The 14,365-nt window shown below is 62.4% G+C and carries 13 protein-coding genes; 9 read left to right on the top strand and 4 right to left on the bottom strand.

All coding sequences use genetic code 11. From position 1 onward, the window contains the following. Positions 1-11 precede the first annotated feature (11 nt). Genes LNV07_RS22870 through trmB form a run of 8 tightly spaced genes read left to right on the top strand, consistent with a single transcriptional unit; the run spans position 12 to position 7,901 of the window. Positions 12-1,610, top strand: a complete 1,599-nt coding sequence (locus LNV07_RS22870; protein WP_263573509.1) for an ABC transporter ATP-binding protein — start codon at positions 12-14, stop codon at positions 1,608-1,610. Then, a complete protein-coding gene (locus LNV07_RS22875; RefSeq protein ID WP_263573510.1) occupies positions 1,607-2,728 on the top strand; it encodes an ABC transporter permease in 1,122 nt (373 codons plus the stop codon). Before LNV07_RS22870 ends, LNV07_RS22875 begins: the two co-directional genes overlap by 4 nt. Next, the gene (locus tag LNV07_RS22880) at positions 2,721-3,710 is read left to right on the top strand and encodes an ABC transporter permease (protein WP_263573511.1); all 990 of its coding nucleotides are present in this window, start codon (positions 2,721-2,723) and stop codon (positions 3,708-3,710) included. Before LNV07_RS22875 ends, LNV07_RS22880 begins: the two co-directional genes overlap by 8 nt. A 1-nt stretch (position 3,711) precedes the next feature. Next, a complete protein-coding gene (gene cdd, locus LNV07_RS22885; RefSeq protein ID WP_263573512.1) occupies positions 3,712-4,131 on the top strand; it encodes a cytidine deaminase in 420 nt (139 codons plus the stop codon). Positions 4,132-4,166: 35 nt separating this feature from the next. Then, a complete protein-coding gene (locus LNV07_RS22890) occupies positions 4,167-5,021 on the top strand; it encodes a purine-nucleoside phosphorylase (protein WP_263573513.1) in 855 nt (284 codons plus the stop codon). Then, positions 5,018-5,788, top strand: coding sequence for a deoxyribose-phosphate aldolase (gene deoC / locus LNV07_RS22895; protein WP_263573514.1), 771 nt, complete (start codon positions 5,018-5,020; stop codon positions 5,786-5,788). Before LNV07_RS22890 ends, deoC begins: the two co-directional genes overlap by 4 nt. Positions 5,789-5,798: 10 nt before the next feature. Continuing rightward, positions 5,799-7,118: a thymidine phosphorylase gene (gene deoA / locus LNV07_RS22900; protein ID WP_263573515.1), complete on the top strand. Its 1,320-nt coding sequence runs from the start codon at positions 5,799-5,801 to the stop codon at positions 7,116-7,118. Between the two features lie 54 nt (positions 7,119-7,172). Beyond that, complete coding sequence (trmB, locus tag LNV07_RS22905) at positions 7,173-7,901, top strand: tRNA (guanosine(46)-N7)-methyltransferase TrmB (RefSeq protein WP_263573516.1); 729 nt, start codon at positions 7,173-7,175, stop codon at positions 7,899-7,901. 52 nt (positions 7,902-7,953) lie between these two features. On the opposite strand, the gene LNV07_RS22910 is transcribed toward trmB, so the two are convergent. The 4 genes from LNV07_RS22910 to LNV07_RS22925 are packed head-to-tail and all read right to left on the bottom strand — an operon-like array spanning position 7,954 to position 11,987. Continuing rightward, complete coding sequence (locus tag LNV07_RS22910; RefSeq protein WP_263573517.1) at positions 7,954-8,514, bottom strand: cohesin domain-containing protein; 561 nt, start codon at positions 8,512-8,514, stop codon at positions 7,954-7,956. 35 nt (positions 8,515-8,549) lie between these two features. Then, positions 8,550-10,478 carry a dockerin type I repeat-containing protein gene (locus tag LNV07_RS22915; RefSeq protein ID WP_263573518.1) on the bottom strand — a complete coding sequence of 643 codons (1,929 nt, stop codon included), beginning with the start codon at positions 10,476-10,478 and terminating at the stop codon, positions 8,550-8,552. A gap of 17 nt (positions 10,479-10,495) precedes the next feature. Further along, positions 10,496-11,671: a hypothetical protein gene (locus LNV07_RS22920; protein WP_263573519.1), complete on the bottom strand. Its 1,176-nt coding sequence runs from the start codon at positions 11,669-11,671 to the stop codon at positions 10,496-10,498. Further along, entirely contained in the window at positions 11,640-11,987 is a 348-nt protein-coding gene (locus tag LNV07_RS22925; protein ID WP_263573520.1) for a hypothetical protein, read from the bottom strand. The genes LNV07_RS22920 and LNV07_RS22925 overlap by 32 nt, the downstream gene beginning before the upstream one ends. 393 nt (positions 11,988-12,380) lie before the next feature. Here LNV07_RS22925 and ftsH point away from each other — a divergent pair, with 393 nt between their 5' ends. Further along, positions 12,381-14,357, top strand: coding sequence for an ATP-dependent zinc metalloprotease FtsH (gene ftsH, locus LNV07_RS22930; RefSeq protein ID WP_263573521.1), 1,977 nt, complete (start codon positions 12,381-12,383; stop codon positions 14,355-14,357). Positions 14,358-14,365: the final 8 nt, after the last annotated feature.

Raw genomic sequence — 14,365 nt, forward strand, 5'->3', positions numbered from 1 at the left:
GAAATCCGCCAATGAAAATTGAAGCAAGGGGCGAGCCGGTGCAGCCCGCCGTTCGCCTGTGCGAAATCTCCAAGCGCTTCGGCGCGGTGCAGGCTAACCGTGAGGTCAGTCTGACCGTGGCGCCCGGCACCGTGCATGGCCTGGTGGGCGAGAACGGCGCCGGCAAAAGCACCTTGATGGCGATTCTTTATGGCTATTACCAGGCCGATTCGGGTTATATCGAGGTGGCCGGCCAGCGTGTCGCGATCGGCAATTCGCAGCAAGCGATAGCGCTCGGCATCGGCATGGTGCATCAGCACTTCATGCTGGTCGATACCTTGAGCTGCCTGGACAACGTGATGCTGGGCGCCGAGCCGGGCTTCTTTTTGCAGAGCGGCGCACGCAAGGTTCGCGCCAAGCTGCAAACCCTGATGGATGAGACCGGCCTGCATGTGCGGCTGGACGCGCTGGTCGGTGATTTGCCGGTCGGAGAGTTGCAGCGCCTGGAGATTTTGAAGGCGCTTTACCGCGGCGCGCGGGTGCTGATTCTGGATGAGCCGACGGCGGTGCTGACGCCGCAGGAAACCCTGCAGTTGTTCGAGACGCTGCGTCGCTTGCGGGCCGGCGGGGTGACCATTCTGCTGATCACGCACAAGCTCAAAGAGGTGATGGCGCTGTGCGACACCGTCACCGTGATGCGGGCCGGCCAGATCGTGCAGACCAGCGCAATTGCCGACACCAGTGCCGAAGATCTGGCGCAGGCGATGGTCGGACGCAAGGTCAACTTGGGCCGCAAGGCCGCGCTGGCTTCGGCCGATCGGACGCAAGTCCGGCTGCAGGCCAGTGAGCTGCGCCTGCGTTCGGCCAATGGGGTGCCGGCGCTGGCCGGCGTCAGCCTGAAGCTGTGCGCCGGTGAAATCGTCGGCGTGGCCGGGGTGTCGGGCAATGGGCAAAGCGAATTGCTGGAGGTCTTGTCCGGCATGCTGGCGCCCGAGGCCGGGCAGTTGCAGATCGGCGGCGCCGATTTTGATGCGGCCGGCGGCGCCTGGTTGACGCCGGCGCTGGCGCGTGAGTTGAAACTGGCCCATGTGCCCGAAGACCGCCATGCCTGCGCGATGGTGATGAACTTTCCGGCCTGGGAAACCGCCGTGCTGGGCTATCAGAATCTGCCCGGCTATCGCAGCGGGCCGGCCGGGCTGAGCATGAACGAGGCGCTGATGCGCGAGCAGACGTCGCAGATGCAAGAGCGTTTTGACGTGCGGCCGCGCGATGTCAATCTGGGCTCGTCCAAATTCTCCGGCGGCAACCAGCAAAAGCTGGTGCTGGCGCGTGAAATCGGCCAGGCGCCTCGTGTCCTGCTGGTCGGGCAGCCCACTCGTGGCGTTGACATCGGCGCGATCGAGTTCATTCACAACCAGCTTCGAGCGATGCGCGATGCCGGTTGTGCCGTGCTGCTGGTCAGCAGCGAGTTGGATGAAATTTTGGCCCTGGCGGACCGCGTGATCGTGATGAATGCCGGCCGTATCACCGGAGAGTTGGACATCGACGCTTGTGACGAAAAAACCTTGGGTCTGCTGATGGCGGCGCAAGTCGAGACCGCATCCGATAGCGACAGGAAGGTGGCGACATGAGTGCCCACCAAAGCGCCGCGCTGCCGCGCTGGATCGACGTTGGCCTGTTGCCGCTGTGGAATCTGGCCATTGCGATGGCCGCCGCAGGCCTGGTTGTGCTGGCGATCGGGCAGAGCCCGCTGCAGGCCTTGACGGTGCTCTTGCAAGGGGCGCTGGGCAATGCGCGCGGCATCGGCTACACGCTGTATTACACGACCACCTTCATCTTCACCGGCCTGGCCGTGGCGGTGGCTTTTCATGGCGGGCTGTTCAATATCGGCGGTGAGGGTCAGGCGACGCTGGGCGGCGTGGGCCTGGGCCTGCTGGCGCTGGCCCTGGGGCCGCTGTTGCCGGCGGCCTTGTTGCTGCCGCTGCTGGTCTTGGCCGCCGCCTTGTTCGGCATGGCCTGGGCCTTGGTGCCGGCAGCCTTGCAGGCCTGGCGCGGCAGCCATGTGGTGATCACGACCATCATGTTCAATTTTCTGGCCAGCAGCCTGAATGTGTATTTGCTCGTCAACTGGTTGCGGCCCAAGGGCAGCATGTCGGTGGAGAGCGTGGCCTTTGCCGATTCGGCCCGCATGCCTGCGCTGCACGAGATTGCCGCCAAGTTCGGCCTTGAGCTGCCCTCGTCACCGCTGAACCTGAGCGTTCTGCTGGCGCTGCTGGCCTGCGTCTTTGTGCATTGGTTTTTATGGAAAAGTGCGGCCGGCTACGCGCTGCGTGCCGTCGGTAGCTCGCCCCGTGCCGCCCATTACGCCGGCATCAAGCCGCGCTGGCAGATCATGATCGCGATGGGTTTGTCGGGCGCTTTGGCGGGCTTGGTGGCCGTCAATGAAATCTCCGGCGTGCAGGGCAAGTTGACGCTGGACTTCGTCGCCGGTGCCGGCTTCACCGGCATCGCGGTCGCCTTGATGGGGCGCAACCACCCGGTCGGCATCATCCTGGCCTCGCTGCTCTTCGGCGTGCTGTATCAGGGCGGGGTCGAGGTCTCCTTCGAGTTGCCCGGCTTCAGCCGCGAGATGGTGGTGACGGCGCAGGGCCTGATCGTCTTGTTTGCCGGCGCGATGGCGACCGTCAGCGCGCCGATGTTTGCGCGCATCTATGCGGCCTTCAAGCCCAAGGGGGCGATTCATGGATGAGATCTTGATCGGTTCGGTGCTGGCCTCGACGCTGCGCGTCAGCACGCCGTTATTGCTCTGCGCGCTGGCCGGCCTGGTCGCTGAGCGCTCGGGCGTGGTGGACATTGGCCTGGAGGGCAAGATGCTGTTTGCCGCCTTCGCCGCAGCGGCCGCCGCCAGCATCAGCCATTCGACCGCTTGGGGCATGTTGGCCGCGATTGGCGTGGCCTGCCTGCTGTCCTTGATCCATGGTTTCGCCTGCGTCAGCAACCGCGGTGATCAGGTGGTGTCCGGGGTGGCAATCAATATGGTGGCGGCCGGCTTGACGGTCGTGTTGGGCATTGCCTGGTTTCAACAGGGCGGGCAGACGCCGCCGGTGGCCGCCGACGTGCGCCTGACCGGCTTGATCCCGGCCTGGAGCGAGTTGGACGCGGCGGTAGCCGATCTGGGCCCCTGGCTGGGTGCGGTGATAGGCCATGGCCTGCTGAGCCACAACAGCCTTGTCTATCTGGCCTTTGCCTTGGTGGCGGGCGTCTGGTTCTTTCTTGAGCGCACCAAGCCGGGCCTGCGCCTGCGCGCGGTCGGCGAGAACCCGGCGATGGTGGATGCCGCCGGCGTATCCGTGCCTAAATTGCGTTATGCAGCCTTGCTAATCAATGGCTTGCTGTGCGGTTTGGCTGGCAGCTATCTGGTGCTGGCGCAGAACGCGGCCTTCTCGCCCAATATGACGGCGGGGCGCGGTTATATCGCCTTGGCGGCGATGATTTTCGGCAAGTGGAAGCCATTGCCGACCCTATTCGCCTGCTTGCTGTTCGGCTTTTTGGACGCGGTCGCGATCCGCATGCAGGGCGCCGTGATGCCGGCGGGTTTGGGCGGCGGCGAGATTCCGGTGCAGCTGATCCAAGCCTTGCCTTATCTGCTGACCGTCGTTTTGCTGGCCGGCTTTATCGGCCAGGCCTTGGCGCCCAAGGCGCTGGGCCGGCCCTATGTGAAGGAGCGTTGAGATGGACCTCAGCGAGGAAGTTCAGGCGAAGATGTTGCAGGCGTCCTTGGGCGCTCGTCAGCATTCCCATTCGCCCTATTCGGGCTACGCGGTCGGCGCCGCCTTGCTGGACGAGCAGGGCCGCATCCATGTCGGCACGAATATCGAAAACGCCGCCTATCCGCAAGGTTGGTGCGCCGAAGCCTCGGCCCTGACCGCGATGGTGATGGCCGGCGGCAAGCAGGCTGTCGCCGTGTTGGTGACGGGCCCCGGCCCCGATGTCATCACGCCTTGCGGCGGTTGCCGGCAAAAGCTGCGCGAGTTCGCCGGCCAGGATCTGCTCATCATTGCCGGCGACCCATCCGGCATTAAACAGCAGTGGACCTTGGGCGAGCTGCTGCCCTTCAGTTTTGGGCCCGAGCACCTGAGCTCAAAAGCCTAAGTGGCTGCCCATTCGATTTCCGTGGAGTAAGAGAAATGATTGATAACAAGACACTCAATATCGCCATCGACGCGACCGTCAGCAAGCTCAACGATCTGTTCGGAGCGTCACCCGCCGTGGCCGTGGTTTTGGGCTCCGGCTGGGCCGGTGCGGTCAGCCTGGTGCAAGACGCCAAGCATCTCTCGTACGCCGAACTGGCGGCCTTTCCTCAGCCCAAGGTCGAGGGCCATGTCAACGAAATCGTCGTCGGCACGATTGGCGCGCAGCGCGTCGTGATGCTGCGCGGCCGCGCCCACACCTACGAGAGCGGCGAATGCACTGGCATGGCCGGCGCCCTCCGCAGCCTGAAGCGCTGGGGTGTGCAAGTGCTCTTGCAAACCAATGCCTCGGGCTCCTTGCGGGCCAATATGGGCCCCGGCAGCCTGATGCTGATCAGCGATCACATCAACGCGCCGCAGCGCTCGCCGCTGGTGGGCGAGCAGGGCAGCGAGCGCTTTGTCGACATGAGCCATGCCTATGACGCCGAATTGCGCTGCCACGCCAAGAAGGTCGCGCAGGCGCAAAACCTGATGTTGGGTGAAGGCGTCTACTGCTGGGCGCTGGGCCCGCAGTTTGAAACGCCGGCCGAGATCCGCATGTTTGCCGCCTGGGGCGCTGACGCCGTCGGCATGAGCACCGTGCCCGAAACCATTCTGGCCCGCCACGCCGGCCTGCGCGTGATGGGCCTGGCCTTGATGACGAATATGGCCGCCGGCATGTCGGCCGAGGCCTTGACCCATGCCTTGACCTTGCAGCAAGCCGCCCTGTCGGGCGAGCGTGCCGCCAGCTTCCTGGGCGCCGTGGTGGCGGGCTTGGCCGAGTTGCCTTCTTTGCAGAGTGCGGCGGCATGATGGACCAGAGTTTGATGCAAAAGGCGGCAAGACAGGCGCTGCAATGCCTGGACCTAACGAGCCTGAATGACGGTGACACGGCGGCCGACATCGCCGCACTGTGCGCACGCGCCCAGACCCCGTTCGGCCCGGTGGCGGCCGTTTGCGTCTGGCCGCGCTTTGTTGCCCAGGCGCGCGCCTTGTTGCCCGCCAACATTCGGGTCGCGGCGGTGGCCAACTTCCCCGCCGGTGATCTGGATCTGGCGCGCACCTTGGCCGATGTGCAAGAGATCGCCACGGCCGGCGGTGACGAGGTCGATGTGGTCTTGCCTTACCGGGCGCTGATGCAGGGCCAGAGCGTTGAATGCGCGGAGTTTTTGGCCGAGGTGCGGCATGCCACGCGGCCCTTGACGCTCAAGGTCATCATCGAAAGCGGCGAGTTGCTGACGACTGATTTGATCGCACAGGGCGCGCGCCTGGCTTTGATGGCCGGCGCCGATTTCGTCAAGACCAGCACCGGCAAGACCAAGCTATCGGCGACGCCGAAAGCGGCCACGCTGATCCTGCACGAGATTGCCGTGAGCGGCTTCGGCTCGGCCGGCTTCAAGGCCTCGGGCGGCATCCGCACGGTGGCCGATGCGCAGGTCTATCTGCAATTGGTCGAAACTCATCTGGGTGCCGCCGCCATCGGCCCGCAGCGCCTGCGCTTTGGCGCCAGCGCCTTGCTCGGCGACATCGAGGCGGTTTTGTCCGGCTCGCCGGTGGCGGCCGCGGCCGGCGCTTACTGACGGGCTGACCATGCTTGCGCAAGAAGTCATCCGCGCCAAGCGCGACGGCGGGGCGCTTTCCGACGCCCAGATCCAGCATTTTGTGCGCGGCCTGGTCGACGGCAGTTGGAGCGAAGGGCAGGTCGCAGCCTTGGGCATGGCGGTCTTCTTGCGCGGCATGGATAGAGCCGAATGCGTGGCGCTGACCCAGGCGATGATGCGCTCCGGCCGCGTGATGAGCTGGCCCGATATGCCGGGCCCGGTCTTGGATAAACACTCCAGCGGCGGCGTCGGTGACAAGGTTTCACTGATGCTGGCGCCGCTGGTGGCGGCCTGCGGCGGCTATGTGCCGATGATCTCCGGGCGGGGCCTCGGCCATACCGGCGGCACGCGCGACAAGTTTGACGCCATCCCCGGCTATAGCTGCACGCCGAGCCCCGAGTTGTTGAACCGGGTCGTGCGCGAGGTCGGCTGCGCGGTGATCGGCCAGACCGGCGATCTGGCGCCGGCCGATGGGCGTTTTTACGCCACCCGTGATGTCACGGCGACGGTCGAAAGCGTGCCCCTGATCACTGCCAGCATCCTGTCCAAAAAGCTCGCCGCCGGCCTGCAAGGCTTGGCGATGGACGTCAAATGCGGCAACGGTGCCTTTGCCGACACGCCCGAGATGGCGCAGCAATTGGCGGCCAGCATCGTCGAGGTGGCGAATGGCGCGGGCTTGCCGACGCGCGCCTTGATCACCGATATGAATCAGGTCTTGGGCCGCGAGGTCGGCAATGCCTTGGAGATGCAGGAAGCGATTCGCTATCTGAAGGGCGAGGGCGCGCGCGATGCGCGTTTGCACGAGGTGACGCTGGCCCTGGGTGCCGAGATGCTGTTGCTGGGCGGCTTGGCGCAAAGTCAGGCCGAGGCGCTGGCCAAATTGCAGCAGGCGCTCGATAGCGGCGCCGCCGCCGAGCGTTTTGCCCGCATGGTGGCCGGCCTGGGTGGCCCGGTCGATCTGCTGGAGCGCCCGAACGCCTATCTGGCCGCTGCGCCCGTCATCGTGCCGGCACCGGCGCTGCAAAGCGGACGTTTGACGGCGATGCAGACCCGCGACATCGGCATTGCCATCGTCGAGCTGGGGGGCGGGCGCCGCAAGGCCAGCGACAGCATCGACTTCCGCGTTGGCCTGAGCGCGATGCGTGCTTTGGGCGATGAGGTTCGCGCCGGCGAGCCTTTGGCCTTTGTGCATGCGGCGGATGCAGCGGCGGCACAGCGCGTGGTGGCGCAGCTGCAACAGGTCTGCCACTTGAGCGAAGCCGGCTCGGCCTGGTCGGCCAAATCAGCAATTCTTGCCCGAGTCGGCTAGACTTCCGGCCCTGCCGAGGCTTTCAAGCCCGGCCCTATTTCGCTTCAAATCCGCATGTCTGACACCACACCCGATCCCTCTCCAGAACACAAGCAAGAGCAGGAGCAAGACCCTGTACAGCGGCGCCCGATCAAGAGTTTTGTCGTGCGCGCCGGGCGCATGGGCTCGGGCCAGGTCAAGGCGCTGGCCGAGTTGGGTCCGAAGTTTGTGTTGCCCTTCAAGGCCGAGCGGCTGAATCCGGCCGAGGTGTTTGGCCGCAAGGCGCCTGTGGTGTTCGAGATCGGTTTCGGCATGGGTGACGCCACCGCCAAGATTGCGCAGACGCTCGCTGATACCGACTTCATCGGTTGCGAGGTCCATGCGCCCGGCGTCGGCGCGCTGCTCAAGCACATCGATGAGCGGGGCTTGAACAATATCCGCATCTTCCAGCATGACGCGGTCGATGTGCTGGAGCAGATGATCGCGCCCGACTCGCTTGATGGCGTGCACATCTTCTTTCCCGACCCCTGGCACAAGGTGCGCCACAACAAGCGCCGCCTGATCCAGGCGCCGTTTGTTGCGCAGTTGGTCAAGCACATCCGCCCGGGTGGCTATCTGCACTGCGCCACGGACTGGGAACCTTATGCGCAGCAAATGCTGGAAGTTTTGGGGGCCGAGCCGCTGCTCGAGAACACGGCCGAAGCTTTTGCCCAGACGCCGGCCTACCGTCCGCTGACCAAGTTCGAGAATCGAGGCATCAAGCTCGGCCATGGCGTCTGGGACGTGGTATTCCGCAGGCGCTAACCGGTATTTTGAGCAGATGCGATGCGGCCGAAAGACCGCATCGCTTGAGCTTCTATTTGGCGCGACTCTTGCTGGTCAGCGTCAAGCCAAACAAGGCCAGCGCCACCAGCCCGAAACTGGCAGGCTCCGGAACCTGGCCGATGATGATTTCGTTGTTGCGGCCCTTGACGTCATTGAATGGACCCCAGTTGACGAACTCCAGCGAGTCGGTGTTGCCATCGGTGAGCGCGGTGAACTGCACAGTTGCCAAGCGAACCGAATCACCCTGCAGATTGTCGAGTTCGCTGTCGGTCAACAAGGACACCGCCGCGAAGTCGAGCAAGCCGGAAACTGCACCATCTTCAACTTCAATCACTTCGCTTGGCAAGCCAAGGTTCACGTCAAAAAAGACATCAAAGAAGCTCAGCATTGCGCCGTCGTATTTGACATCCAGGTCATAGGCCGAAACGATTTGGGGGCCCAAATTGCTGACGAATACATCCACACTGACGTTTTGGCCCGCAGTAAATGCGCCACCGCCCGAAAACAGCATGGCTGCGGCGGATGCCGGTGCCGCAAGCATGCTCAGCGAGCCGGACAGGGCGGCCAGAATTGACAATTTTGTGAGTCTCATGATGTTCTACCTCTTAGCAATTGAATGGACTGGAATCAAGGCGCGCATTTTGGTTTACTGCATTTCAGGGTGCAGGCACGGGCGTCGTTGACGTTGATGACGCCGTTGCCATCAATGTCCAGCGCGGCGTTGCCGGGAGGCACCGTCTGACCACGGCCGGCCATGATGGCGTTGATGTCCATGCTATCGATACTGCCGTCGCCGTTGACGTCACATTTGTTCGCCACGTCGGCGCTCGCAATCGTGACGTCTTGAACGATCGGTGTCAGACCCTGCGGACTGGCTGTCAGGCGCACTTGGGTTTCGATGTATCTGCCGTTTGTGTTGAATGGCGTGCCGTTGCTGACATCAAAAAATGACTGCCCTTGTAGCGCGGCCTGAGTATCGGCAATTCGCACCTTGACCGTCACGCTTGCACCTGCCGGCACGACGGCATTCCAGCCCACGGTACCCCAGAGCGTGCCGCTCGCGCCCCCATCTTGAGTAACATTCCAAGTGCCGGTTTGGACCGTGATATTCGCCGACGCAAAGCCGCTGGCGTCTGAGTAGGTGTACGGGGAATTGCCGGTAGGCAAGGTGCCCAGCGCGGTTCCTCCGAGCACCGCGCCTTCGGTCTCTCCCTTGAACTTCGAGATTTTGCTGGCGCCCAAATGGATCTGCCAGATGTCGTTGTTGGCATCGGGCATGATGCCCCGGCTGTCGCTGGCGGTGCCCGCTTGCGCCGGTCTGTCATAGATTAGCGCGCCAGTCGGGCTGAATTTGCTGATGCCACCACTCGATTTGCTGACCAATATATTGCCGCTGCCGTCAACATTGACCCCCAGGCTAGACGTAAACATTGCGGCCGGCACACTGAATGAATTGGTGTTCGAATCAAAACGCAGGTAGCTGTAGCCGGTGCCGCCAAGATAGACCAGCGTATGCCCATCACCCGCGTCTTTGCCCAAAGCGATGCCATAGTTGCTGCCGTATGCACCGTGGTAGAACGAACTCGCTAGGTAAGGCCCGCTGTTGCTCTGGGTATTGGTGACTTTGCCCATATAACTACCCAAACTGGCACTCCACAAGGTGCCGTCCTTGTCGATCAGGCAACCGTACGGCGATACATTGGGCACGCTGATGGGGCCGGAAATGGTGTGACCATCTACTCCGCTGACTTTGTAATAGGTTCCGTCTGAGTACAAGCCAACCCAGAGATTCCCATCGGTCCCCATGCACAAAGACCTGCCCAATTGACCCGAACGTAGTGGAGCGGCGACGCCATCAGGCACCCGCTTGGCCCAGGCAATCCGTTCATCCTGAATTTCACAAGCAGTAAAGGGTGCACTGGCCGGACAGTCAATCACGCCGTTGTTATTGGTGTCCAGCATGCCTTTCATCTCTGCGGCCTGGATCACTCCGTCGTTGTTGGCATCAAACGAAGAGTCGACCACCCCGTTGCCATTTCTGTCGATGAAGCCGTTGGCCAGTATTTTGATCAATACAGCCGATCGACCATCGAAATGTCGATTCAGGATGTAGGCATTGCCGTCTATATCCACGGCGGTTCGTGAGGGGGCCGGCCCCGACCACGCGTAATTGGTCGGCGCCTCATTGCTGAACCATGTGTAGTAGCGGGCGACTTCACGGCCCGGTGATGCTGCTTGCTGAGTGGTGTCGAACTTGGACAAGGTGCGTTCGCCGGCATTGGCAACCCACAGAATCGGGAATCCGCCGCCAATCACATTTAGCTGCAACTGGTTGTTGTTGGGCGCGTTGTGATTGACGTTCTGCAGGACACCCAAATCGAACTGGCTATCTAAAGTGTAAGTGACCGATCCAGCCGTTGCGGCGCCACAGGCCAAAGCCATCGACAGTATTGCGATGCGCGGGGCGCTGGATCTGCCGCCTTCGCTCGGTGCTTGACCAAGCGACCGGTGGGTATTCGAAGGCATGGTCCAAGATGGGGAAATGTCATTTTTCATCATGATCTCCAAAGGTGTCAGTTCGAGATGGAAGCTTGATGTGGCTGGTTCACCGCCGCCAGTCGGGACTTGCCGGGCACAGATTCGACCGGCGCCACGTCGTACATCAGGTCCTGCCCGGTATGAGTCGTCAGGCGCCTAGCCGGCCCACCCTCCAGGTCAATTGCGTGCAGTTGAGGAGGGCCATTGCGCATGCTCAGAAAGAACAAGGTTCGCCCATCCACCGACCATTTCGGTTCGTCGTCGTTGGCGGGGTGGCGCGTCAGATTGACCACGCCGCTGCCATCGGCGTTCATCAAAAAGATGTCACCTGCGGAACGGCCGATGCTGCCCCCAGTGCGGTTCGATACAAAGGCGATGCGCCTGCCATCCGGAGACCACACCGGCTGCGTATTGATAAACGGCAACTGGGTGATCTGAACCGCCCGACTGCCATCCGGGCTGACAACATGAATATGCGTCTCGTGATAGGCATCTATTGATACGAACATCAGCTTGCTGCTGTCCGGAGACCAACTCAGTTGGGTCTTCTTGTATTTGTTGAGAGCGCTTGAAACGTCGCGGTCGTCCGCGCCGTCGGCCTTCATCACATGAAACTCGACACTACCTTTGTCGCCGTAGACCTCATAGGCGATCTGCCGCCCGTCGGGGGACCAATGGATGTTGCCCTTGTCGCTTTCGGCCGTGGTGAGTTGGCGCAACTGTGTGCCATCAACGGCCATGCTGTACAGCGCCGCTTTGCGATCGCGGTAAGAGCGAAAGGCTATACGCTGACCATCGGGAGACCATGTGGCTGAATCGTTAGGCAAGGCATGTTCGGTCAAACGGGTCTGCTGCGATCCATCGGCATTCATCAAATAGATTTGCGGTGCCGCCCCGCCCCGGCTTGAGGTGAAGACGATGCGTTGTCCATCGGGTGACCACGCGGCCTGCGTGTTTTCGCCCGGCCCGGTGGTCAGTACTAGTTCATGGCTGCCATCGGCGTCAATGCTGGCGATCTGCGCGCCGCCGCCTTGAAGTGTGACGAACAAGAGTTTTTGCTTGGGGGCAATGCTGTCGGCGGACCATGCAACTCCACTCGCGAGCTGCTGCAAAAGTATGAATATGAATATGAATATGAAGCGGTGCGGTGTTCGATAAAGTTTCATCATCAACTCCTGCTTATCGGGACACCAGACAAGTGCCGCCGCCAATGCGCTTGCCGTTCGCGTCCAGCAGTTCCAACTTATGCGCACCGGCAGCGGCAAGTTGGACATCGAGCGTCAGATCACCCTTTGCATTGGCCACCGCAGTCTGCTGTGATTGCCGCCCCTGAGGGTCGGAAATCAGCAAAGTGACTGGTTGCCATGCTTGCAATGAACCGGCCTTGAGCTGCACTTTTTGACCGTTAGCGGCCGATGGCACACCGACCCATGGATCGGCGGCCAAGGCCGGGAGGCTGAATGCAAGGCTTGCAACAAGCAGCAAGCGGGGCAACCAGAGGGATTTCAAAGAACTTGCTTGCTTCATCGCGCTCTCCTTCGTCGGTTAAGGGTGATTCGTTTGAGCCCGCACAAAGCAAGTTGCAATCAATGCGTGCTTTCGAGGAATTGCAATTCAGTGTCGGTAGGCCCATGCCCTTGTCGTTGCGAACCGTCAATTGATCGGCGCAGAACCCCCTTGTTTACGGGGGTAGAGGGGTGGTGGGCATTACCGGTTTGACAGGAGTGGATGTCGCGAGCTTGCAGTGGCGCAAAGGCAATTTTCTGGTTCGGTCGGTCTTTGATTGCGCGCGCTCAAAGCGGCCTCTCCACTGTTGGCTAAATTGCCAGCAAGGCTTGACGGGCAATCAAGGCTTGATTTGATTCATCTTGGTGTGAGCCGGCTGCTTCCTTTGTCGCAGGGCGGGTCTGGGGCGACGGCATGGAAAATGACAAACGGCGCTGGAATCTGGGCTATTGGCTGTTGGCGCTGCTGGCATTGACCTTGTTGCAGGAACTCTGGCGCAGTACCGGCCAGTTTGAGTCTGTGCCTTACAGCGAGTTTGAGCGGGCATTGGCCGACGGTCGAATCGATGAGGTCACCGTGTCCGACCACGGCATCAGTGGTCGCCTGAAGTCGCCCGAAGGCAACAAGACGAGCTTGGTGGCGATCCGGGTCGAACCCGATTTGGCGGCGCGCCTGGAGCGCTATAAAGTGCCCTACAAGCGGGTGGTCGAGAACACGTTCTGGCGCGACTTGCTGTCTTGGGTGGCGCCCACGCTGGTGTTCTTCGGCATCTGGTATTTCGTCACCCGGCGCCTGGCCGAACAGTCCGGCGGCGCGGGGGGCATGGGCGGCCTTGGCGGTTTTATGTCGATCGGCAAGAGCCGCGCCAAGGTCTATGTTGAAACCGCCACCGGCGTGAGTTTTGCCGACGTGGCCGGCGTCGACGAAGCCAAGCATGAGTTGGAAGAGATCGTCGACTTCCTCAAGCATCCGCAAGACTATGGTCGGCTCGGTGCGCACATCCCCAAGGGCGTGTTGCTTGTCGGCCCGCCAGGCACCGGCAAGACCCTGCTGGCGCGGGCAGTAGCCGGCGAGGCCAAGGTGGCGTTCTTTTCAATCTCGGGCAGCGAATTCGTCGAGATGTTTGTCGGCGTGGGTGCTGCGCGTGTGCGCGATCTATTCGAGCAGGCGCGGGCGCGGGCGCCGGCCATCATCTTCATTGATGAACTGGACGCGCTGGGCCGGGCGCGTGGTGCTTTCCCCGGGCTCGGTGGGCATGACGAGAAGGAGCAGACCTTGAACCAGTTGCTGGTTGAGATGGACGGCTTTGATCCCTCGGTCGGGCTCATCATTCTGTCGGCCACCAACCGGCCGGAGATTCTCGATCCGGCGCTGCTGCGCGCCGGGCGCTTCGATCGGCAGGTGCTGATCGACAAGCCCGACCGGGTCGGCCGCCTGCAGATTCTTCGGGTGCATGTGCGCAAGATCAAGCTGGCGCCGGCCTTGGCGCTCGAACAAGTGGCAGCATTAACGCCCGGATTCAGCGGTGCAGACTTGGCCAATCTCGTCAACGAGGCGGCCTTGCTGGCAACCCGGCGGCAGGCGGCGCAGGTGGAGTTGGCCGACTTCACGGCGGCGGTCGAGCGCATCGTGGCGGGGCTCGAGAAGAAGAACCGGCTGCTCAATCCCCAGGAGCGAGAGGCGGTGGCATTCCACGAGATGGGTCATGCGCTGGTCGCATTGGCGCTGCCCGGCATGGATAGCGTGCACAAGGTGTCCATCATTCCGCGCGGCATTGGCGCGTTGGGCTACACCATTCAGCGCCCGACCGAAGATCGCTACCTGATGACGCGACTCGAGTTGGAACACAAGATCAGCGTGTTGCTGGCCGGCCGGGCGGCCGAAAAGCTGCAGTTCAATGAGCTCAGCACCGGCGCCGCCGATGATCTGGCACGCGCTACCGACATCGCCCGCGATATGGTCACGCGCTACGGCATGGACGAAGGCTTGGGTTATGTGGCCTACGAGTTGCCGCGCCCGACCACACCGGGCCTGCCGCCGCCCGAATGGCTGGCCGGCAGCGCCAAACTCGCACCCGAGACGCAGGGCCGCATCGACGCGGCGGTGCGAGGCCTGGTGATGGCAGGGTTTGAACGGGCCACGCAATTGCTGACCCAGCAGCGCCAACTGCTGGAGCGCGGCGCCAGACTCTTGCTCGAAAAGGAAACCCTGGGAGAAACAGAGCTGCTTGAGTTGACGGCCGCATTGCGACCGTCTTGCCCTCACGAAGCTCAAGCCAAAGCACCAGCCAAGCCGTCAGCAACACCGTCAGCAACACCGTCAGCGACATCAGAACCCGTACCGCAGTCGGCTCCGTCCGGGTCAATCGTCGCGGGTAGGCCCAGTCCTTGAGTCGAGCT

The organism is Roseateles oligotrophus, from assembly GCF_025717515.1.
Taxonomy (GTDB): domain Bacteria; phylum Pseudomonadota; class Gammaproteobacteria; order Burkholderiales; family Burkholderiaceae_C; genus Paucibacter_A; species Paucibacter_A oligotrophus.

Bases quoted from the DNA above. Each gene is read 5' to 3' on its own strand.
- LNV07_RS22870 (WP_263573509.1), top strand. From the start codon at position 12: ATGAAAATTGAAGCAAGGGGCGAGCCGGTGCAGCCCGCCGTTCGCCTG.
- LNV07_RS22875 (WP_263573510.1), top strand. From the start codon at position 1,607: ATGAGTGCCCACCAAAGCGCCGCGCTGCCGCGCTGGATCGACGTTGGC.
- LNV07_RS22880 (WP_263573511.1), top strand. From the start codon at position 2,721: ATGGATGAGATCTTGATCGGTTCGGTGCTGGCCTCGACGCTGCGCGTC.
- cdd (WP_263573512.1), top strand. From the start codon at position 3,712: ATGGACCTCAGCGAGGAAGTTCAGGCGAAGATGTTGCAGGCGTCCTTG.
- LNV07_RS22890 (WP_263573513.1), top strand. From the start codon at position 4,167: ATGATTGATAACAAGACACTCAATATCGCCATCGACGCGACCGTCAGC.
- deoC (WP_263573514.1), top strand. From the start codon at position 5,018: ATGATGGACCAGAGTTTGATGCAAAAGGCGGCAAGACAGGCGCTGCAA.
- deoA (WP_263573515.1), top strand. From the start codon at position 5,799: ATGCTTGCGCAAGAAGTCATCCGCGCCAAGCGCGACGGCGGGGCGCTT.
- trmB (WP_263573516.1), top strand. From the start codon at position 7,173: ATGTCTGACACCACACCCGATCCCTCTCCAGAACACAAGCAAGAGCAG.
- LNV07_RS22910 (WP_263573517.1), bottom strand. From the start codon at position 8,514: ATGAGACTCACAAAATTGTCAATTCTGGCCGCCCTGTCCGGCTCGCTG.
- LNV07_RS22915 (WP_263573518.1), bottom strand. From the start codon at position 10,478: ATGAAAAATGACATTTCCCCATCTTGGACCATGCCTTCGAATACCCAC.
- LNV07_RS22925 (WP_263573520.1), bottom strand. From the start codon at position 11,987: ATGAAGCAAGCAAGTTCTTTGAAATCCCTCTGGTTGCCCCGCTTGCTG.
- ftsH (WP_263573521.1), top strand. From the start codon at position 12,381: ATGGAAAATGACAAACGGCGCTGGAATCTGGGCTATTGGCTGTTGGCG.